Annotated in this window: 28 protein-coding genes; 22 read left to right on the forward strand and 6 right to left on the reverse strand. The window is 37.4% G+C overall.

The window, feature by feature from the left end; all coding sequences use genetic code 11:
* The first annotated feature begins 54 nt into the window (after positions 1-54).
* The 20 genes from ACTJIV_RS06455 (at position 55) to gcvP (ending at position 17436) form a co-directional block, all read left to right on the forward strand.
* Positions 55-1266, forward strand: a complete 1212-nt coding sequence (locus ACTJIV_RS06455; RefSeq protein WP_440626395.1) for a DUF763 domain-containing protein — start codon at positions 55-57, stop codon at positions 1264-1266.
* A gap of 180 nt (positions 1267-1446) precedes the next feature.
* Complete coding sequence (locus tag ACTJIV_RS06460) at positions 1447-2037, forward strand: Crp/Fnr family transcriptional regulator (protein ID WP_111954969.1); 591 nt, start codon at positions 1447-1449, stop codon at positions 2035-2037.
* 77 nt (positions 2038-2114) lie between these two features.
* A complete protein-coding gene (locus tag ACTJIV_RS06465) occupies positions 2115-2525 on the forward strand; it encodes a VOC family protein (RefSeq protein ID WP_111954971.1) in 411 nt (136 codons plus the stop codon).
* A 35-nt stretch (positions 2526-2560) separates the two neighbouring features.
* Complete coding sequence (locus ACTJIV_RS06470; protein WP_440626397.1) at positions 2561-3022, forward strand: hypothetical protein; 462 nt, start codon at positions 2561-2563, stop codon at positions 3020-3022.
* A gap of 78 nt (positions 3023-3100) precedes the next feature.
* Positions 3101-3625 (forward strand): DinB family protein, encoded by a 525-nt coding sequence (locus ACTJIV_RS06475; RefSeq protein ID WP_440626399.1) that lies wholly within the window; start codon positions 3101-3103, stop codon positions 3623-3625.
* Positions 3626-3628: 3 nt separating this feature from the next.
* Positions 3629-4405 carry an alpha/beta fold hydrolase gene (locus tag ACTJIV_RS06480; protein ID WP_440626401.1) on the forward strand — a complete coding sequence of 259 codons (777 nt, stop codon included), beginning with the start codon at positions 3629-3631 and terminating at the stop codon, positions 4403-4405.
* 104 nt (positions 4406-4509) lie between these two features.
* On the forward strand, positions 4510-4941 hold the full coding sequence (locus tag ACTJIV_RS06485) for a VOC family protein (RefSeq protein WP_111954979.1): 432 nt from the start codon (positions 4510-4512) through the stop codon (positions 4939-4941).
* Between the two features lie 76 nt (positions 4942-5017).
* Positions 5018-5431 (forward strand): SRPBCC family protein, encoded by a 414-nt coding sequence (locus tag ACTJIV_RS06490; protein ID WP_111954981.1) that lies wholly within the window; start codon positions 5018-5020, stop codon positions 5429-5431.
* Positions 5432-5466: 35 nt separating this feature from the next.
* Positions 5467-5706: a hypothetical protein gene (locus ACTJIV_RS06495; protein WP_223559217.1), complete on the forward strand. Its 240-nt coding sequence runs from the start codon at positions 5467-5469 to the stop codon at positions 5704-5706.
* 84 nt (positions 5707-5790) lie between these two features.
* Positions 5791-6657 (forward strand): VOC family protein, encoded by an 867-nt coding sequence (locus ACTJIV_RS06500; protein WP_440626404.1) that lies wholly within the window; start codon positions 5791-5793, stop codon positions 6655-6657.
* Positions 6658-6742: 85 nt separating this feature from the next.
* Complete coding sequence (locus ACTJIV_RS06505) at positions 6743-7576, forward strand: SDR family oxidoreductase (RefSeq protein WP_440626406.1); 834 nt, start codon at positions 6743-6745, stop codon at positions 7574-7576.
* 130 nt (positions 7577-7706) lie between these two features.
* Positions 7707-8135 (forward strand): SRPBCC domain-containing protein, encoded by a 429-nt coding sequence (locus ACTJIV_RS06510; RefSeq protein ID WP_440626408.1) that lies wholly within the window; start codon positions 7707-7709, stop codon positions 8133-8135.
* 23 nt (positions 8136-8158) lie between these two features.
* Positions 8159-8602, forward strand: coding sequence for an SRPBCC family protein (locus ACTJIV_RS06515; protein ID WP_223559221.1), 444 nt, complete (start codon positions 8159-8161; stop codon positions 8600-8602).
* 121 nt (positions 8603-8723) lie between these two features.
* Positions 8724-9182: a DoxX family protein gene (locus tag ACTJIV_RS06520; RefSeq protein WP_223559222.1), complete on the forward strand. Its 459-nt coding sequence runs from the start codon at positions 8724-8726 to the stop codon at positions 9180-9182.
* A gap of 144 nt (positions 9183-9326) precedes the next feature.
* A complete protein-coding gene (locus ACTJIV_RS06525; RefSeq protein WP_440626411.1) occupies positions 9327-11333 on the forward strand; it encodes a prolyl oligopeptidase family serine peptidase in 2007 nt (668 codons plus the stop codon).
* Positions 11334-11688: 355 nt separating this feature from the next.
* Complete coding sequence (locus tag ACTJIV_RS06530) at positions 11689-12267, forward strand: RNA polymerase sigma factor (RefSeq protein WP_040994467.1); 579 nt, start codon at positions 11689-11691, stop codon at positions 12265-12267.
* Positions 12268-12281: 14 nt separating this feature from the next.
* Positions 12282-12614 (forward strand): hypothetical protein, encoded by a 333-nt coding sequence (locus ACTJIV_RS06535; RefSeq protein WP_111954995.1) that lies wholly within the window; start codon positions 12282-12284, stop codon positions 12612-12614.
* Between the two features lie 88 nt (positions 12615-12702).
* Positions 12703-12969, forward strand: coding sequence for a hypothetical protein (locus tag ACTJIV_RS06540; protein ID WP_440626413.1), 267 nt, complete (start codon positions 12703-12705; stop codon positions 12967-12969).
* Positions 12970-13346: 377 nt separating this feature from the next.
* Complete coding sequence (locus ACTJIV_RS06545; protein WP_111954999.1) at positions 13347-13994, forward strand: J domain-containing protein; 648 nt, start codon at positions 13347-13349, stop codon at positions 13992-13994.
* Positions 13995-14577: 583 nt separating this feature from the next.
* Positions 14578-17436, forward strand: coding sequence for an aminomethyl-transferring glycine dehydrogenase (gcvP, locus tag ACTJIV_RS06550; protein WP_223559224.1), 2859 nt, complete (start codon positions 14578-14580; stop codon positions 17434-17436).
* A 70-nt stretch (positions 17437-17506) separates the two neighbouring features.
* Here the strand turns inward: gcvP and ACTJIV_RS06555 are convergent, their stop codons facing one another.
* From ACTJIV_RS06555 to ACTJIV_RS06565, 3 genes are all read right to left on the reverse strand, one after another.
* The gene (locus ACTJIV_RS06555; protein ID WP_223559225.1) at positions 17507-17656 is read right to left on the reverse strand and encodes a hypothetical protein; all 150 of its coding nucleotides are present in this window, start codon (positions 17654-17656) and stop codon (positions 17507-17509) included.
* Between the two features lie 174 nt (positions 17657-17830).
* The gene (locus ACTJIV_RS06560) at positions 17831-17986 is read right to left on the reverse strand and encodes an SDR family oxidoreductase (RefSeq protein WP_440626687.1); all 156 of its coding nucleotides are present in this window, start codon (positions 17984-17986) and stop codon (positions 17831-17833) included.
* Entirely contained in the window at positions 17983-18189 is a 207-nt protein-coding gene (locus ACTJIV_RS06565; RefSeq protein WP_440626416.1) for an SDR family oxidoreductase, read from the reverse strand. The genes ACTJIV_RS06560 and ACTJIV_RS06565 overlap by 4 nt, the downstream gene beginning before the upstream one ends.
* Positions 18190-18273: 84 nt before the next feature.
* Between ACTJIV_RS06565 and ACTJIV_RS06570 the strand changes: the two genes are divergently transcribed.
* Positions 18274-18624: a winged helix-turn-helix transcriptional regulator gene (locus tag ACTJIV_RS06570; RefSeq protein ID WP_223559226.1), complete on the forward strand. Its 351-nt coding sequence runs from the start codon at positions 18274-18276 to the stop codon at positions 18622-18624.
* A 148-nt stretch (positions 18625-18772) separates the two neighbouring features.
* Here ACTJIV_RS06570 and ACTJIV_RS06575 read toward each other — a convergent pair whose 3' ends face one another.
* Positions 18773-19492: an AAA family ATPase gene (locus ACTJIV_RS06575; protein ID WP_440626418.1), complete on the reverse strand. Its 720-nt coding sequence runs from the start codon at positions 19490-19492 to the stop codon at positions 18773-18775.
* Between the two features lie 1158 nt (positions 19493-20650).
* Here ACTJIV_RS06575 and ACTJIV_RS06580 point away from each other — a divergent pair.
* Complete coding sequence (locus ACTJIV_RS06580) at positions 20651-20986, forward strand: DMT family transporter (protein WP_111955009.1); 336 nt, start codon at positions 20651-20653, stop codon at positions 20984-20986.
* A gap of 171 nt (positions 20987-21157) precedes the next feature.
* Here the strand turns inward: ACTJIV_RS06580 and ACTJIV_RS06585 are convergent, their stop codons facing one another.
* Together ACTJIV_RS06585 and ACTJIV_RS06590 are read right to left on the reverse strand one after the other, a co-directional pair.
* Positions 21158-22129 (reverse strand): DUF6268 family outer membrane beta-barrel protein, encoded by a 972-nt coding sequence (locus ACTJIV_RS06585; protein WP_440626421.1) that lies wholly within the window; start codon positions 22127-22129, stop codon positions 21158-21160.
* A 3-nt stretch (positions 22130-22132) separates the two neighbouring features.
* Complete coding sequence (locus ACTJIV_RS06590) at positions 22133-22561, reverse strand: hypothetical protein (RefSeq protein WP_223559229.1); 429 nt, start codon at positions 22559-22561, stop codon at positions 22133-22135.
* Positions 22562-22564 lie beyond the last annotated feature (3 nt).

Below are 22564 nucleotides of genomic sequence, written 5' to 3' on the forward strand. Positions count from 1 at the left end.
ATTCAAATCATCAAAAATAAACCGTACAATAGCTATCTTTACATTTTAAATACAATGAAACGTTCAGGAACTGCAGATCTGCCATTACATTACGGAAAAGTCCCGCCGTGGCTTTACGAACGTATGTCTGTGCTCGGGCTTTCCATGATTGAAGTGATCCTGATGGATTACGGAAAAGATGAGGTTCTCCGTAGGCTTGCAGATCCGTTCTGGTTCCAGAGTTTTGGAGCTGTGATGGGCATGGACTGGCATTCCTCAGGGATTACAACTTCTGTCATGGGCGCTTTGAAACGGTCCATTAATCCCAATTCAAAATCACTGGGACTTTATATCTGCGGTGGAAAGGGTAAATTCTCACGAGAAACTCCGTCAGAGCTCCTTCAGATTGCTGATAAAACAGGCCTGAATGGCCATGAGCTTGTAAGAGCCAGTAAACTTTCTGCAAAAGTAGACAATACGGCCATTCAGGATGGTTATCAGCTCTATCTCCATAATTTTATTTTGGCAGACAACGGAAGCTGGAGTGTAGTGCAGCAGGGAATGCATGAAACTGATGGTACTGCAAGGCGGTATCACTGGCATTCAGGGAATATCAAATCATTTATAGAAGAGCCGCACACAGGAATCAATGGTATCTCACGAGGAAGAATCCTCAATCTTACGGATGCCCATGCCTCAGAAAACCGCCAGGGAATTCTGGATATTTCCCATACTGATTCTATTGATGTAATGAAAGATTTTTCAAGATTAATTCTTCCGGCTCATCATGATGTGCAGGCTTCAGATGTTGATTTAAAACGCCTTGGAGCACTCTTATATGTGACCCGTGAGCAGCAGCCTCAGAATTTTGAAGACCTTTTAATGCTGGAAGGAGTAGGACCCAGAACTATGCAGTCTTTAGCATTAGTGAGTGAAGTTATTCACGGTGCACCTTCAAGATTTGCCGATCCGGCGAGGTTTTCTTTTGCTCATGGCGGAAAAGACGGACATCCTTTCCCGGTTCCTACCAAAACTTATGACGAAAGCATCAGTATTCTCAGAAAAGGAATTGAAAAATCAAAACTTGGAAACTCCGACAAGCTGAATACTTTAAACAAACTGCATCAGATTGTTGCAGCCACTGAAAAAGATTTTACTCCCGATTTTGATATCCAGCAGGTGATAGAGGAAGAAAAACAGAATTCATGGCGCTTTGGAGGGAAAACAGTATTCGGGGACGCACAACCACCTAAAAATCCAAAACCGATCCAGCTTTCTTTGTTCTAATATTATAGGTTAGCAGAGGTAATTAAAAAACTGTTTAATTATTTAGAAAGAATAAAAACAATTGATAACAATACAGTAAAATGGGGTTCTTTTTATGCATTCCATCAATTTGTTTAATTTTTTATATTTAGGATTCAATTAAAAATTATATTTTTAAAGCTTTAAAAAAGCAATAACTCTATGATCAGCAAAGCCTTAGAGATCTGTTACGATTTCCCGTTTTTTCTTCAGGAAGAGCTTGACGAAATATTCCAGGCTCATGAAAAAGTTTCGTTCCAGAAAGGAGATAGTATTCTTGAAGAAGGAAAGACGGCTAATGAATATTATATCCTGGAAAAAGGCTTAGCTCGTTCCTACGTGAACGACTTTAGCGGGAATGAAGTAACCACACATTTTTTTGCTGATAACGAGATCATTATTGAGGTATTGTCGATTTTTCAGAGAATTCCAACCCAGGAAAATATCATTTGTATTACAGACTGTGAATGCTGGAAATTTGATTATGAAACATTTCAGGAGCTTTTCCATAAAATACCCAATCTCAGAGAATGGGGAAGAGCATGGATGTCAAAAGAGCTTTTTGTCTATAAACAGCGCTCTGTAGAAATGTTTACCCTTTCCGCTACCAGGCGTTATCTTAATCTTTTGGAGCAGAAACCCCAGGTGGTACAGTTTGCTCCTCTCAAACAAATTGCATCCTATCTGGGCGTAACAGACACTTCCTTAAGCCGTATCCGCAAAGAAATTGTATCCCATTCGAAGAAAAATTAAATCTTGTCTTATGGCAAGTTGATTTTCATCAAGGCTTGGTAATTTTGGTTAAAAGATTAACACAAAAAATTACTATTATGAAAGCCAATCAAATTTATGTCAACCTTCCGGTAAAAGATGTACAGAAAACAAAAGAATTCTGGACCAGGCTCGGATTTGCGATTAATGAGCAATTTTCAGATGACAAAGCAGTCTGCGTAGTGATGAAGGAAGATAACATTTACGTCATGTTCCTGACAGAGGAATACTTCCAGACTTTTTCCGAAAGACCGGTTCCGAAAGGCGATACAACACAGGTTCTTGTTGCTATTGCTCTGGACAGCCGTGAAGAAGTTGATCAGGTAGTGAATACAGCCCTGGAAAATGGAGCTTCGCAGCACGAAGAACCCCAGGATTACGGATGGATGTATCAAAACTCTTTTTGGGACTTAAATGGTCATGGCTGGAACATAACGTTTGCCGATGTTTCTCAGATGCCAACTGAATAAAGATCAAAGATTATTCACAATAAAATCTTGCCGCTATGGAAACAAAATCAAACGACATTGAAATAGTGAAGGTTCAGGTATTCAGCAATTACAAAGTCATTTCAATGAATACTGAAGGCATTACCCATGAAGAAGCTATGATCTTCCCAAATGGTGAAGCCAACTGCCTGAACTGGGTTCTGGGGCATTTAATTTACATAAGGAATGCATTTCTGAATACCCTTGGAGAAGAATCTGTCTGGGACAACAATAAATTTTCCTGCTACAACAGGGGAGAGATACCGTTCGAAAGAAAAGATGAGCTAGTAGGTTTTGAAGAATTAAAATCCTATCTGCAAAAATCCCAGGACAAACTTGAAGCAAAACTCATCAGTATTGAAAAGTTTAATCCTGAAACAATTAATGATATTGCTATCTTTTGTCTTCACGAAATTTATCATAGCGGACAGTTGGGGTATCTCAGAAGAATCTTAGGAAAACCCGGTGCTGTAAAATAGCCACGCTTAGAATTTTAAAAAAATTGTAGAAGAACTCTATATTCCCTACAAAAGACACCAATCACTAAAAATTAAAGAATGGACACACCAAAATCAAAAAAAATGGAGCTCGTTATTCCGGCTTACAGAATGCACTCTCAAAACTTTCTCAATGTTTTGGACGGCATTTCGGAAGAAGATGCTTTGAAAAGAATTGAAGGAAAAACCAACCATATCGTCTGGATGGCAGGAAACTTTGTCAATATGCGCTATGGCCTGGGTTGGGTTTTAGGACTCAGGGACGAAGATCCTCACAGTGATCTCTTCTTTCAGGGAAAGGCTCTGGATGAACATTACAACTATCCGGGCTTGGATGAACTGGAGAAAAATTTTCACGATATTTCGCCAAAAGTATACCAGAAGCTTTGGGAAGTTACGGATGAAGAGTTGGATGAAATCTTTGAGATCGGGATGAATATTCCTTTTATCCGTGAAACCAAACTCAATTTCGTAGGAATGTGTATCGGCCGTGAAGACTATTTATGTGGGCAGATAGGTCTTATGAGAAAAATTCTGGATTATCCGGGCATGAAATACGAGGTAGATGAAAATCTAAAGTATTAATCAATGGAACCTAATGAAAAAGGCTATAAACAGGTCAACGGAATCCGTATGTACTACGAGGTTTATGGTTCCGGAAAACCTTTGGTACTCATTCATGGCGGAGGATCTTCCATTCTGTTTGATTTTAAAGAAATAATTTTCAGGCTTGAAACCCAGTTTCAGCTCATAGGTATTGATCTGCAGAATCACGGAATGACCGATCATCGTGACATTCCCGAAACCTTTGAACAGGATGCCCATGATGTAGCAGCTCTTTTAAAGGAACTTCATATCGGAAAAGCTTCATTCTGGGGGTTCAGCAACGGTGGAAGCACAGTGATGCAGATTGCGCATCTTTATCCTGAAATAACCGAAAAGATCATTATTGCATCTGCATTCTACAAAAGAGGCGGTATGATGGACGGTTTTTTCGAAAGCATGGCAGAAGCTACTCTCGAGTCTATGCCGGAACCTCTTAAGATCAATTTCCTTAACCTGAATCCTGATTTTTCAAAACTTGAAAACCTGTTTGAGAAAGACAGCAAAAGGATGCAGACTTTTGAGGACTGGGATGAGAAAGTCCTGACATCTATAAAAGCTCCTGCCTTATTCATAAGTGGAGACAAAGATGTGATGAAACCTGAACATGTAGTGGAAATGTGGCGTCTGGTCCCCGAATCCGAACTGATGATCCTTCCGGCAGGCCACGGATCCTACATGATGGCAGACTTCGAAGGAAACACAGATTCCAATCTTATAAACTTTACAGTAAGTGAAGTAACAAAATTTTTAAACCATTAAGGCTATATGATGATAGCTCTTAATATTCTTAAAAGCTTAATCAAACTTAATGGTTTAACTTAAAACTTAACTTAATTAACAATAACATTTAAAAATCAGAAATCATGGCTAAATTAAATCCGTACTTAAATTTTGACGGGAAAGCAGAAGAAGCTTTCAACTTTTACAAATCTGTTTTCGGAGGAGAATTCCGTGGAGAGGTTTTCAAAATGGGCAATGCCCCGGGAACCGAAAACTTATCAGACGAAGAAAAAAACAGGGTGATGCATATTGCATTGCCTATCGGAGATGACCTTCTTATGGCTTCGGATATTGTTCCAAGCTTCGGGCAGAGCCTTAACGTAGGAAATAATAATTATGTATCCATTTTCCCGGAATCCAAAGAAGAAGCTGACAGACTGTTCAAAGGCCTTTCTGAAGGTGGAAATATAGAAATGCCGATTGAAGACCAGTTTTGGGGAGACTATTTCGGTAGTTTCCAGGATAAATATGGAGTTCATTGGATGGTGAACTATAATGAAGAATCTGCAAAATAGTCTTATATTTAACTAAATTTATTGAGGGCAGTTCAAACCCGGACTGCCTTTTTATTTAATTTAAAAAAATAAAACAATGGATCCTATTAAGATAGATATCACAATTTTAGCCCCGGTAGAAAAAGTCTGGAATTATTTTAATGAGCCACAACATATTACGAAATGGAATTTTGCCGATGAATCCTGGCAGTGTCCCAGTTCCGAAAACGACTTAAGAGTAGGAGGGAAATTTAAAACCAGAATGGAAGCAAAAGACAAAAGTTTCGGTTTTGAGTTTGAAGGAATCTATGATGAAGTGGTTACGAATTCCACGATTAAATATCATTTGGAAGACGGCCGGAAAGTTGAGGTTATTTTTGATAAGATAGACGAAAATACCACAAAAGTTACCGAAATTTTTGATCCCGAAAAACAGAATTCTGTGGAAATGCAGCGGAATGGCTGGTATGCTATTCTCAATAATTTTCACAAGTATGTTGAAAATCACTAAAACACTTAATTTCAGTCATGATAAATCTGGTCATAATGGCAAAATGTTTAAGCTCCATTTGTGCTGTTAATCATGTTGTTAAAAATAATAATTTCCTGTCTGGCATTATTGCAGTACCGGCAAGAAGAGCTTTGGAAAGAGAAAAAATCGATTCTCTCGAAAAACTTTCGGGCTATTCTGAAGAAGAGATCATGAACCTTCATGGTTTCGGAAGAAATGCTATGGAAAGACTGAAAAACCATATGGAAGAACATCAGATTTCTTTCAGGAACTGATTATTAAAAAAAATACCGGATCTTCATTGCAGCCTTTGCCAGCGATGATCAATAAACTATATTTTCACTCTTAAATTTAATAGTATGAATAACGATATTTTTCCATGTCTCTGGTTCGACGCAGAATCAAAGGAAGCAGCAGAATTTTATTGTGAAGTATTTGACGGAAAAATCACTGCTGATACTCCCGTAGTCATGAACATCGATCTCTTTGGACAAAAATTGATGCTGCTGAACGGTGGGCCTCATTTTAAAAAGAATCCTTCAGTTTCCTTCATGGTAATTTGTAAAACAGAAAACGAAGTACAGCAATATTGGGACAAACTTGTAGAAGAGGGAATTGCTCTCATGGCACTCGATTCCTATTCCTGGAGTAAGAAATACGGCTGGGTGCAGGACAAATACGGCGTTACCTGGCAGCTGTTTTTAGGAGATAAGCCGGAAGATCAGAAAATTATCCCTACGCTGATGTTTATCCATCAAAATAACGGAAAGGCAAGAGAGGCAATGGAGTTTTACACCAAAACATTCCCTAATTCGAGCATTGGAAATATCCTGAAATATGGTGATGGTGGAGAAGGACATCCTATATCCGAACCGGCAGAAAATGTACAGCATGCCCATTTTATTATTGACGGTTACAGCTTCTTCTGTATGGATAATTCTTATGACCATCAGTTTGATTTTAATGAAGGAATTTCTATTGTAATCATGACGGATGACCAGGAACAGACAGACCATCTGTGGAATACCCTTATTTCAGATGGCGGAAGAGAAAGCATGTGCGGGTGGCTGAAAGACAGATATGGCCTCAGCTGGCAGATTGTTCCGAAAAAGCTCATTCAGCTGATGAACGACTCCGATCAGTCAAAATCACAAAAAGTAGTACAGGCCATGATGAAGATGCAGAAGATTGTTATAAAAGACCTGGAAGAGGCTTATAATTCGTAAAAGAAACGACGGATTTCTCTGTTTCTCCATTTGAATTCCAGCTTTCGGCTTGCCGTTTGATGTGGTTTTACAAAAAGATTTGCTTATGAAAACACAGAACAGATCACAATCTAAATCAAAAGTTCCCAAAGAAGGAATCTTTCCGGAGATCATCCGGAATGATTACCAGGGAAGCCGTAAACTTCAAGGAAAAAAAGCTGTTATTTCAGGCGGAGATAGTGGGATAGGACAGGCTGTAGCCGTTCATTTTGCAAGAGAGGGAGCAGACGTCGCAATTATTTATAAAGAAAGCGATGACGATGCCAAAGAAACAAGAAAGCTTGTTGAAAAAGAAGGACAGCAATGCATCCTCATCAAGGGAGATCTTACCAAAAAAGCTTTCAGAACAAAATGCGTGGAAAAGATAAAAAAGGACTGGAAGGATCTGGATATCCTCGTTAATAATGCAGGAATTCATACCTCAAAAAACAGTCTTGAAAAAATCTCTGATGAGCAGATCCAGGAAACTTTTAATACCAATATCATCTCCATGATTTCTTTTACAAGAGATTTTCTACCGTTAATTGGTGAAGGAGGTCGTATTATTTGCACTACGTCGGTTACAGCATACAGGGGTAGTGATCATCTGATTGATTATGCGGCTACAAAAGGAGCTATTTTATCCTTTATACGTTCCCTTTCAACCAATCTTGCTGAAAAAAAAATCTTAGTCAACGGAATTGCTCCCGGGCCAATATGGACACCTCTTGTAAAAGAAACCTTTGATGATCTGTCAACATTTGGAAAAGACACACCTCTGAAACGGGCAGGACAACCATCAGAAGTAGCTCCGGCTTACGTTTTTCTTGCCTCCAACGATGCAGATTATATTACAGGAGAAGTTATCCATATCAATGGCGGTGATTTTGTGGGAGGCTGATTGAAATAGAAACAAGAAGTTAGAAGTTAGAAGTTAGAAGTTAGAAAAACGTGACATCTACGATCTAAAATCTAATGTTTAAAAAACTAACTTCTAATTTCTAACCATCTAACATCTAATAAAAAAAACAATGCAGAAATTATTTTTTGAGATTCAAATCGATGCGCCCCCTGAAAAAGTTTGGGATGTGCTTTGGAGTGATATGACATACAGGCAATGGACAACAGCATTTACAGAAGGTTCTTTCTATATGGGAACTTTTGAAGAAGGAAGTATTATTAAATTTTTTGATCCGGATAATAACGGAATGTTCAGCCGGGTTGAAAAAAATATACCCAATAAAGAAATGAAATTTCTGCACCTTGGAGAAATTTATGGCGGTGTGGAAACTGAACAGGATTGGGGTGAAGCCACAGAAGGCTATATTTTAGAAGAAACCCCAACAGGGACAATACTGAAAATTGAAATTCAGACACCCGGGGAATTTAAAAGTTTTTTTGAAGAAAAATTTCCAAATGCTTTGGGAATTGTGAAAAACCTTTCACAAAATCAATTGTAATATCAACCACAAAAATATAAAATATGGAAACCTTATCCTACGAAATTATAATCGACGCTCCATCACAGAAAGTCTGGGACGTTCTTTGGAATCCGGATACTTATACCGAATGGACAAAATTTTTCGGTTCCGGATCCAAAATGAAATCTGACTGGAAAGTAGGCGGAAAAACCTACTTCGTGAATGCAGAAGGTGCAGGAATGGTATCAACCATTGATAGCCTGGATGAGCCTAACCAGATTGTTTTTAAACATCTGGGAATGGTAGATAAAGAAGGAAATGAAGACACCCAAAGCAAAGAAGTAATGGAGTGGAGCGGCTGTTTCGAAAAATACATTCTTATTGATCTGGAAGGGAAAACGAAGCTTCATGTTGAAGTACAGGTCGAAAAAGAATGGAAAGACGATATGGACAAAGGATTCACGCAGGGGCTGGAAGTTGTAAAAAATCTTGCTGAAAACAAATAATTTGTTCCTGGTATAAAAAGAAAAACCACATAGTTTTCATCTATGTGGTTTTATTCATGCATGACGGTACAGTATTGTAAAATTTCTTCTATCTTTTAGTACAGTAAATAAAATAAAAAACATGAAATTATTAACAATCCTTTTCGCAACATTTATTCTTGCTTTGGTAGGAACTTATATATTTCAGGGAAAGCCGGATTTTTTATTCTCCGGGAATCTGGGTATGGCTGTATTTATTCTCTTCACAGGATTTTCGCATTTTAAATTCCAGAAAGGAATGGCTATGATGATTCCCGATTTTGTTCCCGGTAAAATGTTTTGGGTGTATTTTACAGGAGTCCTTGAAATTGCTGCGGGAATTGGTCTGATGATTCCTTCAATAAGAGAAATAACGGCTATACTGCTGATTATCTTTTATATTTTGGTTTTTATCGCTAATATCAATTCTTCAAGAAAAAAAATCAATATTTTCAAAGCGGACTATACCGGGCCGGGCATGAAATACCTTTACACCCAAAGAATCCCAATGCAGCTTATCCTGATTGCTTGGACCTGGTATTTTGGAATTTACCTACATTAGAAGTGAACTATTATTGTTTTTAAATCTTTTTTCATAAAATTTCATAATGTATGTAACATTTTGCGGGTAATACTGTCATATTATATATAAGATTTTTATTAATTTAAGATCTGGCTAGGCAATTTAACATCCAAAATATGAATTATGAATATTAATACTAAAATTTTTGGTGCGGCTCAAGTCGTACTGTCAGCAATTATGATTAATGCACAGACCTCAACGGCAAAACTGCCGGGCGATCCTACGCTTCCATCCACTAAAGCAAATCTTGAGAAACTGATTTCTTATGATAAGGGAAACTTCAAATATAAAGTAGAAGATTACTTTGCAAGACCCAGTGCTTCACAGTTTAAAATATCTCCGGATGGGCAGTATCTCTCTTATAAAGAAAAAGATAAGGACAAGAAGAACCATGTCTATGTAAAAGAATTGAAAACAGGCAAAATCACTAAAGCGATTGTTGAAAAAGATGACCTTATCAAGAGCTATGGCTGGCTGGATAAAAAACGCCTTTTCTTTACCCAGGATAAAGGAGGGAATGAAAATATCCATCTTTACGCAGCAGATATTGACGGAAAAAACCTTAAAGACCTGACTCCTTTCGAGGGGATTACGCTGGGAACTGTTAAGCTGATAAAGGATACGGAATTTGTTGTGGTGACTATGAATAAAAACAACAAACAGATCTTTGAACCCTATAAGATCAATTTCAACACGGGAGAAATGACCCAGCTGTATGAAAATAAAGATGTAAACAGCCCTATTGATGATTATATTTTTGATAAAGACGGGAACCTCAGAGGATATACCGTCCTTGAAAATGGGCTAACGACCAAGACTTACTATAAAGATTTGCAGACTGGGAAATTTAACCTGCTTAAATCCACAGACTGGAAGGATACTTTCAGCATCATAGGACTTAATGATAATTCCAAAAATAAGGATGAAGCTTATGTTGTGACCAATCTGGACAGTGACAAATCCAGGATTGTACTGTATGACCTTAAGAAGAATGCAGTGATCAGAGAAGTATATTCCAATCCTGTCTTTGATGTAAGCTCCATAAGCGTTGCCGGCAAAAACAGGAATTATGAACTCGATTACGTAAGCTATGATGGGATCAAAAGTGAAACCGTTCCGGTAAGCCAGTTTTATAAAGAAATTGATGCTAAGCTGAAATCTGAATTTAAAGACAAACAGTTTTCTATCGTTTCTTCAGATGATAATAATGATAAACTTTTGGTATATGTAGGAAGCGACAAATTCTATGGCGCCTATTACGAATACGATACAAAAAGTAAAAAGATAAATCTTCTTTATAACCTGATGCCCCAGCTGAAAGAAGAAGATATGGCAGAAATGAGGCCTATCGAATTCAAAAGCAGGGACGGATTAACGATTCGTGGATATATAACCCTTCCAAAAGCTGCTCTTGAAGGTAAAAAAGTGCCTCTAATTGTCAATCCTCACGGCGGTCCGCAGGGAATCCGTGATGAATGGGGATTCAACCCGGAAACACAGCTCTTTGCCAGCAGAGGATATGCAACGCTCCAGGTGAACTTTAGAATTTCCGGAGGCTACGGAAAAGAATTTCAGAAAGCAGGATACAAGCAGATCGGAAGAAAGGCAATGGATGATGTGGAGGATGGAGTGAAGTATGTCATTGAGCAGGGTTGGGTAGATAAAGATAAGATTGCGATCTATGGAGGAAGTCATGGTGGTTACGCTACGCTGATGGGGCTTATCAAAACTCCGGATCTTTATGCCTGTGGTGTGGATTACGTAGGAGTATCCAATATTTTTACCTTCTTCGACTCCTTCCCGGAATACTGGAAACCTTACAAAGAAATGGTAAAACAGATCTGGTATGATCTTGATAACCCTGAAGAAGCAAAAATTGCCAAAGAAGTTTCTCCGGTTTTCCAGATCGATAAAATTAAAAAACCTTTATTTGTGGTACAGGGGGCCAATGACCCAAGAGTTAACATCAATGAGTCTGACCAAATTGTAAAAGCAATGCGTGCAAAAGGCTTTGAAGTTCCATACCTGGTAAAATATGATGAAGGGCACGGATTTGGAAAAGAACCAAACAGACTGGAGCTGTATAAATATATGCTGGGCTTCTTTGCAGAGAATTTCAACAAAAAATAAAATTTCATTTTTATAACGATAGAGACGGAGAGTGTAATGCTTTCCGTTTTTTTTAGATAGACTCAAGAAGAGCCAAGAATCAAGAATCAAGGGCCAAGATGTCAGATATCAGATTGCAGATATGAGATTGAGGTTGAAGTTAAGATTAAAGAGTGATTATTTACAATTCAAATACTCAAAAGTCTTAATCCATCAACTCGCAACTGAAATCGCGGATCATATTCCTTTCATCTTCTACTCTAAAACTCTCTTACCCCCAAACTCACAAACCCGCATCCAGAAACAAAATCTCAACAGTCAATAATTTTTTTTAAATTTATTAAAGTAAAATCAAAAGGCAGATCGTCATAGCAATATGGAGGTTGTCGAAGAAATAACAATGCCACAAGAGGAGAAAGCAAGCATCATCTCACAAACCGTTTCAAAGTACGGAGGAAAACTGATGTCTTATATTCGTCCGAAAGTGAAAAACACAGAAGATGCGGAAGATATTCTGCAGGAAGTGTGGTTTCAGTTCAGCAGTCTGACCAATCTTTCCGAGATTGTGAATGTAGGCGGCTGGCTGTATAGGGTGACTGCTAATAAAATCACCGACCGTTACCGCAAAAAGAAAACTGAAAATCTTGAAGATTTTGTCTATGAAGATGAAGACGGAAGTTTTTCTATCAAAGATATCTTATTGCTGGACGAGAGTGCAGGTCCCGAAGTTAAAATGTTCCAGGACGAAATCTGGAAAAAGCTTTTCGAAGCATTGGACGAGCTTCCCGAGAAACAACGGTTGGTTTACGTAGAAAACGAACTGAACGACAAAACCCTCCAGCAGATAGCCGATGAACAGGGCGAAAATATTAAAACCATTATCAGTAGGAAAAACTATGCTGTAAAGCATTTAAGAAACAGACTGAGAAAATTATACGAAGATTTAAATAGTTAGTAAAGAAGAAAATTATGAATCATAAACACAAAAAAGGCTGGATTTTTTTACTCTTATGTCCGCCATTGATCTTAATTACTGTTACATTTATTGTGATGTGGCTTTGGAACTGTCTGCTTCCTGAGATCCTGGGGGTAAAATCCATTACATTCTGGCAGGCAATGGGGATTCTTATCTTAAGTAAGATTCTTTTTGGAGGATTTCATTTCGGAAAAGGAGTGAGAGACTTTAAAGAAAGGAAAATGAGAGAGAAAATGGCTGGACTATCTCCTGAAGAACGGGAAAAATTTAAAGAAGTATGGAAAAACAGATGTTCAGGAGGATTCTTCAACAGAAATAACGGATAATTTAAAATTTAAGAAGTAGTAAAGTAAAATTGAAATTCATCCGTCTCTATAAAAAACAAGAAGTAGTAAAATTTAAAATTTTGAAAAAATGAAAAATTCAGCATTAAAAGGAGCTCTGGGAGCATTAGCCGTTGTAGGAGTGGCATTAGTTGCCAAAAAAGCAATACAAAGAAAAAGATTTATAAAAGGTATTTTCAGCGAATACGGAATCAAAGAAAAATCGCCTTTCGGCTTGGCAGATAAGATCAGAGAAATGAACGAAGAACAGTATCAGGAACTGAAAGGGAAATTCAAAAAAGAATTCGCTTCAAGATGCTGCAGAACAGGACATAAGGACAATACTGCAGAAGCTTAAGCAGTACATAACTAAATTGAAATTGTTAATTCCGGCGCGGGAAGCTTTGCTTCCCGCGCCGGAATTTTTTATTGTCATTGTCAGTGAGGCGAAGCAATCTCAAAATACAGATGACTTCAAGGGCTTCAACCACCAGAAAAGCACAGCATATTTAGAATCTTTTGCTAAGTGAGACGCCTTTGCGATCTTAAAAACATCAAATGTTCAAAAAATCTTTGTGGTCTTTGCATTAAAAGAGATTGCTTCGCTTCGCTCGCAATGACACTGTGGAATTTTATTATGGAAACAAAACGAGACCTTACATCATTATTTTTCATCAAATAGCCCTCTGTATTTTCAATAAGAAAAAAAATAAATTCCTATTTTTGTGTAGCTCAATGAAAGACTACTACTATTTTCTCGGGATTTCTCCGGATGCTTCAGAAGAAGACATCAAAAAGGCTTATAGAAAATTATCTTTGAAATATCATCCGGACAAGAATGATAATGATGATTTCTTTGCCGGGCGTTTCCGTGAAATTCAGGAAGCGTATGAAATATTGAGTGATTCAGGAAAGAGACGTACCTATGATCAGAATTTAGAGAGTCATCAGAAGAGTTTCAGATACAATACTCCGCCTTCTATCAAAACTTTTACGTCCAATAAAATTCATGCAAAAAAAGGGGAGGAGATTATCATTAACTGGCAGACGAATAATGCCGATGTGGTAAAAATACTGCCTTTCGGCCTGGAAAAACCTTTTGGAGAACGGATTTTTAAGATTACGGAATTTAAAGACGGAAAATTCCAGCTTTTGCTTCATGCGACAAATTCTTTGCTTCACAAAACTGCGGTACAGGGAATTACGATTACTGAAGTCTTTGAGAATGATGCTGCTCAGTTTAAAAACAGTGTTGAGGAAATGTTTAAGCCTCAGCCAAGAACACCAATCAACAGAACAGGCCAGCCAAAGATCATGATGCTGATCTGGGGAATTCTTATTTTGGCGGCAGCAATATATTTCCTGTTCAGAAATTTTGGCTAGTTTAAGCCATCTTTTTCCTTCCCGGGCACTTTTTACATCTTTTTCCCTTTTTAAATTTCTTACAACATGATTTCTTTTCACAGAACATGTCTTCATTATTGAATGAGTATACTGGCGATAAAGGCGGTACTTTAAATGGGACAATCATATTCATACTGCAAATATATTAATTTAGAATAAATATAATTAATAAAATTTTATAAATCTTATCACCCCTGTTTATCAGTGTGTTTATGAGGTATCCAATACCGGATTTTAGAATGAAAGCATAGTTTTTGGGCCCAAAAAATTACCTGAAAATAATAATCAGTCTAAACAAAAAACTAAAATTTAGACTGAATAAAATTTAAATGCAAGTTTTAAACTGATCTATTTTTTGCACGGTCAGTTTAACAAAACCTTATGTTGAAACTTAAAAAGTTGAGCTTTTAAATTTTATGTAATAAATAGTTTTTATATCGTTTCTTTTTTTAACTGATCCGGAATTTTCCCTATTGTTTCGGCAATTTCAGACTCTTGTACAATCGTTTAAAAAATTGTAATTTTACGAATCTTTTTTACGAACAAAATCTAATAAATAAAAATGAATACAGAACAGTTTGTGAGCCGTCACATTTCCCTTAATGAAGCCGATAAACAGGCGATGTTGGAAAAATTGGGCGTTTCAAGTATTGAAGAACTAATTTCTCAGACCATTCCTTCTTCTATCCGTTTAGAGAAAGATCTTGAGATCTCGGCACCGCTTTCAGAATACGAAATGCTGAACCATTCGAAAGATTTGGCATCGAAGAATACTGATTATACGAGCTACATTGGTTTTGGATATCACAATACCCTTTTACCATCAGCTATTCAGAGAAATATCTTTGAAAACCCAAGCTGGTACACGGCGTATACTCCTTATCAGGCGGAAATCGCCCAGGGAAGACTGGAAGCGCTTCTGAATTTCCAGACCGTAGTGTGCGATCTTACAGGCTTTGAGCTAGCTAATGCCTCTCTTTTAGATGAGTCTACAGCTGCTGCTGAGGCGATGCACATGTTCTTTAACAACAGAACGAAGGACCAGAAAAAAGCGAATGCCAACAAATTCTTCGTTTCCGATCTTGTTTTACCTCAAACCGTTTCTGTTTTAAAAACCAAAGCAGAAGGTTTAGCCATCGAAATCGTGGAAGGTGATCATAAAACTCACCAGTTTGATGAAACTTATTATGGTGTTTTATTACAGTATCCTGGTAAAAACGGAATCGTTCTGGATTACACAGAAGATATCGTAGACTATAAAAAATTAGATCTGCAGGTAGTGGTAGCTTGTGATCCGATGGCTTTGGTTAAATTAAAGTCGCCGGCTTCTATGGGAGCTGACTGTGCGGTTGGAACTTCACAGAGATTTGGTATTCCATTAGGGTACGGAGGTCCTCACGCAGCATTTTTCTCTTGCAGAGAAGATTATAAAAGAGATATTCCGGGAAGAATCATCGGGGTTTCTCAGGATATGTATGGAAAACGTGCACTGAGAATGGCGCTTCAGACCAGAGAGCAGCACATCAAAAGAGAAAGAGCCACTTCCAATATCTGTACAGCACAGGTACTTCTTGCAGTAATGGCAGGAATGTATGCAGTTTATCACGGTCCGAAAGGATTAAACTATATTGCTGATCAGATCCACTTTAAAGCCAATGCTTTGAAGAACGGTCTTAAAGCGTTAGGATACCAAACTGTTGAAGAGCCAATCTTCGATACTGTGAAAATCACAATGAGCGAAGATGAAAAAGGAAGGTTAATGAGAATGATGCTTGATCACAGACTTAATCTGAACTATTTCACAGAAGGAGTGGTAAGTATTGCAATCAATGAAAGTACAACATTGGAGAAATTAAATTATCTGATGGCTTCTTTCGCTCAGTTTAAAGACAAGCAGACTTTCAAATTAGAAATTAAAGAAGGATACAGCATTCCTGAAGAATTTTTGAGAAAAGATGAAATTCTTACAGAACAGGTATTCAATAAATACCATACAGAAACAGAACTGATGCGTTACATCAAACGTCTTGAAAGAAAAGACCTGTCATTAACGCATTCAATGATCTCTCTTGGATCTTGTACCATGAAACTGAACGCAGCGACTCAGATGCTTCCGCTTTCCTGGGCAGATTGGGGAAGTGTTCACCCGTTTGTACCGGTAGATCAGGCCGGAGGTTACCAGGAAATGATCAAAGAACTTGAAAAAGATCTTGCTGAAATTACTGGTTTCGCAGGAACTTCATTACAACCAAACTCCGGAGCTCAGGGAGAGTATGCGGGATTAATGGTGATCAGAGAATATCACATTTCAAGAGGTGAAGGCCACAGAAATGTAGTACTGATCCCTCAGTCTGCACACGGAACAAACCCAGCTTCTGCAGCAATGGCGGGAATGAAAATTGTAGTGGTTAAAAATCTTGAAAGCGGACAAATTGATTTTGAAGATTTAAAAGCTAAAACAGAACAGCATTCTGAGAACTTATCTTGTGTAATGATCACTTATCCGTCAACATACGGATTCTTTGATGACAATATTAAAGAAATTACAAGCCTGATCCACAAACATGGTGGACAAGTATATATGGATGGTGCCAATATGAACGCTCAGGTAGGATTCACAAGTCCTGGAAACATTGGAGCAGATGTTTGTCACCTGAACTTACACAAAACTTTCGCAATTCCTCACGGTGGCGGAGGTCCTGGAGTAGGCCCGATCTGTGTGGCCAAGCACCTGGTTCCTTTCCTTCCTTCCAATGCCAATATCAAAATCGGTTCTAAAGATGCGATCGACGGTATTTCTGCAGCACCTTACGGTTCAGGTCTTATTCTTAACATTTCTTATTCTTACATTAAGATGTTGGGAACAGATGGACTGAAAAAAGCAACAGGCCATGCCATCATGAATGCGAATTATCTGAAAGAGATATTAGCAGAGCATTTCCCGATCTTATATTCAAACGAGAACGGAAGAGTGGCTCACGAATGTATCGTAGATTTCCGTCAGTTCAAATCTTTAGGAATTGAAGTAGCTGATGTGGCGAAGAGACTGATGGATTATGGATTCCATGCACCTACTGTTTCTTTCCCTGTAGCAGGAACATTAATGATAGAGCCTACAGAATCTGAAAGCAAGTCTGAAATCGACCGTTTTGCAGAGGCATTAATCTCAATCAAAAAAGAGATTGATGAGATTGCCAACGGAGAAGCAGATCAGGCAAATAACGTGCTTAAAAACGCTCCTCATACAGAACAATTGGTTATCTCAGATTCATGGGATAAACCATATAGCAGAGAAAAAGCTGCTTATCCGCTGGAATGGGTAAGAGACCACAAATTCTTTGCTTCTGTTTCAAGAGTGGACGAAGCCTACGGAGACAGAAACTTAGTATGTACCTGTGAGCCGATTGAAGCTTATATGTAATTAATTATTATAATAAAGATAAAAGCACCCGTTTGATTTTCAAACGGGTGCTTTTTTTATTATTTATCTGCTACCTTCTTCGGGAGCTGTAGGCTACAAGAAGTGCTACAGCCATGGTACCAAAAGTTACCATTGAAACTGTTTTAATTGATGCTTCACTATCGTTTACCTGTGATGTACTGTGATCTTTATCACACGAAGACAAGAATACTACTGTCATGAATAGACAGCCCGAGAATAATTTTTTAATCATATAGGTGTATTTGTTTGGTTTTAAAGATTTTATGATCAAAAAAGATACCAATTAGTCTATTTGAATAATAATTCTGTATGTGATAAATAGTAAATATTAGATTGTATTGTATCAATATAAAACGGGAGAAATACGGATAATTTAAATCGTGGGTATTGTTCCTCCGTCAATAATGTATTCGGTTCCTGTGAGATAGCCAGCTCTTGGTGAGACCAGGAATCCTATGAGTTCAACTACTTCTTCAGGTTTTGCGATCTTCCGTAAGGAATTCCTCCCAGTGCATCCATTACACTCTATGCAGCCTGTTCTACGGTACTTTTGTTACTTTCATCAATAGGTTTCATCATTCTTGTAGAAGCTGTAGTCATGATCCAGCCGGGTGAAACAGTTAATAACCGGACTCCTTTTGGAGCAACTTTGTTGGATAAGCTTTTGCTGTAATTCAGTAAGCCTGCCTTTGCAGCGGCATAGGGTAGCGTAAATTTCCAAAGTATCTCCATATCAGGCAATAAGGGAAAATCGAATTGTATAGGATTAATTTTTCCCCTATTGTACATTTTAGAACATTGGGCTAATTTTACAGTATGTATGAAAGAAAAATTCCTTTGAACTTAAATTGCGGCCTTGACCTGATCGGTGAAGTGCTGTACGGAAAATGGAAGATCCGTTTGCTTTGGTTTATTAATGAAGGTTATCAACGCCCGAGTGAACTGCAACGCAAAATTCCCGATGCTTCAAGGCGGGTGCTGAATATTCAGCTGAAAGAACTGGAAGAACACGAACTGGTTTCAAAAATCATTTACGCCCAGCTTCCGCCCAAAGTAGAGTATTATCTTACGGACTTTGGAAAGACACTGATTCCTGTTATTTCTGCACTGGGAAATTGGGGAGATCAGCATGAAGAGCGGCTACGGAAGGTTATTTTGAAGAGATAGATGAGTGGTAATGATTTACCGTGGAAATTGAACCAAGGTTGCTAAACTATGTTAGCTTACTGTTTTTCTTCATTATTTCTGCCCGCTTTTTCACAGGCTTTTTTTATTCTCTCATTGATGATCCCAAGATTGTAGAGGATGTCTTCTTTCATGGCTGTGTGATTTCTCTGGCTTCCAGTTTTTTAATTAAAGCTGATTTTACCGATGTCAAAGCATGATCTTTCGCTTCAGCAAAAGAAATATTGTACTTACGGTGTATATTTTTCAGGTCTTCCGGGAATTTTGACAGGAGATCATCATAAAAAGTATCGATAAATTCAGCAGAAGGCATTTCATAGCTGATTTTCAGCTGAAAGCGCCTCAGTAAGGCAGTATCAATGATTTCTGCGTGATTTGTAGCACAGATTAAAAGAGCATTTTCAGGATAATAATCGATCAGCTGGATCAACGTGTTCACCAGTCTTCTCATTTCGCCTACATCCTTATCGTCACTCCCTCTTGCTTTCCCAATCTGGTCCAGTTCGTCCAGAAAAAGGACAGATCTTTCCCTCGCCGCTTTATCAAAGATCATTTTAATATTCTGGGAAGTTTCCCCGATTCGGGACGAAACGATATTGCTCAGGTTTAAAATCAGGATATTTTTACCCAAAGCATTGGCAACGGCCTTGGCAGTCATGGTTTTTCCGCATCCGGAATTTCCCTGCAGGAGGATTTTATTATTTACCGGAAGACCATATTCCTGCAGCTCTTTTACATAAGTATGTTCTTTAATGAGCTGTACCAGCTGAGCTCTGTTGTCGTTGCCGAGAAATACGTCATTGAGGGTTACCTCCTCTTTATCCTGAATGATGAGATTATACAGATTCATGCTATAATTTAAAAATAATTCTTATCTGTACAAAGATAAAACTTTATGGAATGATGAGTGAAGTCTGAATCAGAATTAGCAGGTAGTCCAGAGCAGGGAAGAGTAGAATATTCAATAAGAACGGGCTAAAGCCTGTTGGCCAGATGTTACAAGAAAAGCCGGACTATTGGTTCGGCTTGACTATTTGGGATATATAAAATTTGCTATGAATTCAGTTGAAGGGATATGTTTTTTGGGCTCTTTTACTCCAGTGAGTAAAAGAGCAAATCTGACTATTCAGATTAAAAAACATAAACAATACAATTAATATAGACGTTCTATAAGCTTTCCTTAAATAGAACTTAGTTTCTTTCCTCTCTTTTTACTGTCATAAAGTAAGAAGCGAATACTACTACACATGTTGCGATACCGATGTAAGTTATCATTTTTTGTTTTATTTAATTATTTGACTTTATTTTATCAATTTTCTAATTGCAATATTACAGTTTTCAAATCACGTGCCAAAGCAAATAATTATGATGTATATCAGTATGTTAAGTATATGAATTGTTAATTTTAACAAGCTTTTTGTTTACAAAAAATTAATATATTTTTATGAAATTATTGCTATCTTTATTGTCTTATCTGTAAAAAATTAAAAAGTTGACAACTGTTTCAATGCTTCTATATTGGACTTGATAAAACAAAAAATTAAAAATGCTGTGCATAACATTCACTTTTCATTTGGGTTTTGAACGTCAGATTTTGTGAAATGGATGAATTATTATGTTAAGAAAATTTATTTTTCAGGAGTGAATTTTGTGCTTAAATTTTTAAAGCCTGACTAATTTTATGACAGACGTTTGTAAATTTTGTCACATGTATTGGAAATATTGACAGATTGAAACAATTACTGTCAGACATTTTTAAAGAGGATAAGTTTTCTTTTTGTAAATTGTTAATAATAAATACCCTGATGGATATTCACCAGCAAGGGATATTAAGAGAAGTATTTTCTTAGAGTATTTTTTTCTTCATATTCATTAACAAGGGATATAATAAAAATGAAATAGAAGAAGTTAGATAACATTAGTAATACGGAACAATAATGTTGATTTTATTGGTCAGTTTTCAACGTAAGAAACAGCTTTTCCTTATTTTTGTAAAAAACAAGCCTGTATGGGACGCAGTTATATATTCCTTGCATTAGCGATCATATTTGAGATCATAGCAACAACTTTTCTTAAAAAATCTGAAGAGTTTTCAAAGCTTTGGCCTTCTGTAATTACGGTTATTGGATATGCTGCTGCATTTTATTTTCTGAGCCTGACCCTACGTCAGATCCCTGTCGGAATAACCTATGCAATTTGGTCCGGAGTGGGGATTGTCTTTATTACACTCATTGGCATTATTGCTTTTAAGCAGGTGCCCGATCTGCCTGCTATCATAGGGATTGCACTGATCGTGATTGGTGTGATTGTTATTAATGTATTTTCAAAAATGGGAACGCATTGATTTTTTAATTTAAAGATTTCAGACATTAAATTGAGTATGGGTTTAAAATGGGTTTTAAAGCTGAGCTTAGGATAAAGTTCAGCATAGTCATTTAAGGTTTAGTTTAAACCCGATTCAAAAATTCTGGTTTTGCTTTCCAGGAACTCTTGAATGGTTTTCAGAAATTTGAAATTATTTTGCTCTCGGTTTTCCAAACGGATTATAAGATACCCCGATATTGAAATAGAATGAAGGTTTGTAGCTGGCTTCAAAAATATAATCTTTAAAAGATTCCTCCTTATCAAACACTCTTGCCTGCGGAACTGCCCTGATCCCGGTTTTTAAAGTTCCTATAAAATTATTGCCGAGATTATGTTCATAAATAGCCCCGGAATTGATTTCCAGCTGCCGGAATTCATAAGTTCTGGTATTCCGGTAAATATAAAATGATGTATTCTCCATTTCTGTTCCCAGGGAAATCCTGCCGTTGGCAAAAATATCCTTTCTGATCAGTAACTTTTTAGGAAGAAGAATATCCAGTACCCAACCGTTGTTGAATCTGTTTTCATAAGTAAATATCGGAAGTAAAGGAATCTGCGCGCTGGGATCAATAAACCCGGCCAGGCCCACCAGCATTTTTGTCTTTGGAGTAGCTTTTAAAACAACAGAAGCAGTCAGCATCCCTCTGATTCTTTCAAAATGCCGGTCGCTTCCATCCACTGAAGCAGTGGCGGTATATATTGCTGTTTTATTGAATAATTTTGTAAAATAACTCAGGTTGACCGCTTCGGAATGATAATGATAATCATTCTTTTTATCTGTTTCGGATAAAACCGGTGCTTCCGTATTGAATACTGTATAACGGTAATTCAGGGTAGTACTTAACAGCAGGTTTTTCTTTTTGATGAAATAAATATTGGCATTGGCTTTTAGCTGCTGGAAGCTTTTCACCTTGTTGTCAGGTAAATCCGCCCCCTGAAGTTTCGAAGAGAATTGATAAGGTGTAGTTACGGTATAATCAATATTAAAATCGCGGGTCTGTGGAAATTTATCAGCAAAAAATGCTCTTACTTTCAGCGGAATGCTGTCTCTTTTTTGGGCCGAAGCAATATTCTTTAAAGGAAGCATGGCAAGTGGAACAAAAACTTTTCTCAGTGTTTTCATAGTTTATTTTAAAGTATGGATGACAGATTGGAAAAAATGGAATACGAATATTTTGTCATAAAATATCTCTAGACTATTCTCAATAATAAAATCAGTATGACGGAACGTATCGGAAACAGCATCTTCCTCCACGAAGACAAACCAGACTTCTTTAAGCAGGTTCCGCCTTTTGTACTCCTCAAAGGCATTCCAGTCGAACGGTGCAGAATGTTTAAGATTATAAAATAAAATTCCTTTTCTGATACCATTTTCTTCTACGGTATTAATAGGATGTTTAATGTAGTTTAAAATCCTGATTTCCGAATGATAGCATTCTACAAAATGATGCAGGTCGATCATCTGTATGATCTTCTCTTCTTGCTGGGATTCTGTCATATAAAAGCATTCTGAGGTTATTTCTTCTGTGAGTTCCTGAAAAACGGCTAATTCCATAAG

The sequence above is a fragment of the Chryseobacterium sp. 22532 genome (assembly GCF_052044665.1).
Classification (GTDB): domain Bacteria; phylum Bacteroidota; class Bacteroidia; order Flavobacteriales; family Weeksellaceae; genus Chryseobacterium; species Chryseobacterium lathyri.

Excerpts from the sequence above, each read along its gene's own strand:
- ACTJIV_RS06455 (WP_440626395.1), top strand. The coding sequence starts at position 55 with ATGAAACGTTCAGGAACTGCAGATCTGCCATTACATTACGGAAAAGTC.
- ACTJIV_RS06460 (WP_111954969.1), top strand. The coding sequence starts at position 1,447 with ATGATCAGCAAAGCCTTAGAGATCTGTTACGATTTCCCGTTTTTTCTT.
- ACTJIV_RS06465 (WP_111954971.1), top strand. The coding sequence starts at position 2,115 with ATGAAAGCCAATCAAATTTATGTCAACCTTCCGGTAAAAGATGTACAG.
- ACTJIV_RS06470 (WP_440626397.1), top strand. The coding sequence starts at position 2,561 with ATGGAAACAAAATCAAACGACATTGAAATAGTGAAGGTTCAGGTATTC.
- ACTJIV_RS06475 (WP_440626399.1), top strand. The coding sequence starts at position 3,101 with ATGGACACACCAAAATCAAAAAAAATGGAGCTCGTTATTCCGGCTTAC.
- ACTJIV_RS06480 (WP_440626401.1), top strand. The coding sequence starts at position 3,629 with ATGGAACCTAATGAAAAAGGCTATAAACAGGTCAACGGAATCCGTATG.
- ACTJIV_RS06485 (WP_111954979.1), top strand. The coding sequence starts at position 4,510 with ATGGCTAAATTAAATCCGTACTTAAATTTTGACGGGAAAGCAGAAGAA.
- ACTJIV_RS06490 (WP_111954981.1), top strand. The coding sequence starts at position 5,018 with ATGGATCCTATTAAGATAGATATCACAATTTTAGCCCCGGTAGAAAAA.
- ACTJIV_RS06495 (WP_223559217.1), top strand. The coding sequence starts at position 5,467 with ATGGCAAAATGTTTAAGCTCCATTTGTGCTGTTAATCATGTTGTTAAA.
- ACTJIV_RS06500 (WP_440626404.1), top strand. The coding sequence starts at position 5,791 with ATGAATAACGATATTTTTCCATGTCTCTGGTTCGACGCAGAATCAAAG.
- ACTJIV_RS06505 (WP_440626406.1), top strand. The coding sequence starts at position 6,743 with ATGAAAACACAGAACAGATCACAATCTAAATCAAAAGTTCCCAAAGAA.
- ACTJIV_RS06510 (WP_440626408.1), top strand. The coding sequence starts at position 7,707 with ATGCAGAAATTATTTTTTGAGATTCAAATCGATGCGCCCCCTGAAAAA.
- ACTJIV_RS06515 (WP_223559221.1), top strand. The coding sequence starts at position 8,159 with ATGGAAACCTTATCCTACGAAATTATAATCGACGCTCCATCACAGAAA.
- ACTJIV_RS06520 (WP_223559222.1), top strand. The coding sequence starts at position 8,724 with ATGAAATTATTAACAATCCTTTTCGCAACATTTATTCTTGCTTTGGTA.
- ACTJIV_RS06525 (WP_440626411.1), top strand. The coding sequence starts at position 9,327 with ATGAATATTAATACTAAAATTTTTGGTGCGGCTCAAGTCGTACTGTCA.
- ACTJIV_RS06530 (WP_040994467.1), top strand. The coding sequence starts at position 11,689 with ATGGAGGTTGTCGAAGAAATAACAATGCCACAAGAGGAGAAAGCAAGC.
- ACTJIV_RS06535 (WP_111954995.1), top strand. The coding sequence starts at position 12,282 with ATGAATCATAAACACAAAAAAGGCTGGATTTTTTTACTCTTATGTCCG.
- ACTJIV_RS06540 (WP_440626413.1), top strand. The coding sequence starts at position 12,703 with ATGAAAAATTCAGCATTAAAAGGAGCTCTGGGAGCATTAGCCGTTGTA.
- ACTJIV_RS06545 (WP_111954999.1), top strand. The coding sequence starts at position 13,347 with ATGAAAGACTACTACTATTTTCTCGGGATTTCTCCGGATGCTTCAGAA.
- gcvP (WP_223559224.1), top strand. The coding sequence starts at position 14,578 with ATGAATACAGAACAGTTTGTGAGCCGTCACATTTCCCTTAATGAAGCC.
- ACTJIV_RS06555 (WP_223559225.1), bottom strand. The coding sequence starts at position 17,656 with ATGACAGTAGTATTCTTGTCTTCGTGTGATAAAGATCACAGTACATCA.
- ACTJIV_RS06565 (WP_440626416.1), bottom strand. The coding sequence starts at position 18,189 with ATGGAGATACTTTGGAAATTTACGCTACCCTATGCCGCTGCAAAGGCA.
- ACTJIV_RS06570 (WP_223559226.1), top strand. The coding sequence starts at position 18,274 with ATGTATGAAAGAAAAATTCCTTTGAACTTAAATTGCGGCCTTGACCTG.
- ACTJIV_RS06575 (WP_440626418.1), bottom strand. The coding sequence starts at position 19,492 with ATGAATCTGTATAATCTCATCATTCAGGATAAAGAGGAGGTAACCCTC.
- ACTJIV_RS06580 (WP_111955009.1), top strand. The coding sequence starts at position 20,651 with ATGGGACGCAGTTATATATTCCTTGCATTAGCGATCATATTTGAGATC.
- ACTJIV_RS06585 (WP_440626421.1), bottom strand. The coding sequence starts at position 22,129 with ATGAAAACACTGAGAAAAGTTTTTGTTCCACTTGCCATGCTTCCTTTA.
- ACTJIV_RS06590 (WP_223559229.1), bottom strand. The coding sequence starts at position 22,561 with ATGGAATTAGCCGTTTTTCAGGAACTCACAGAAGAAATAACCTCAGAA.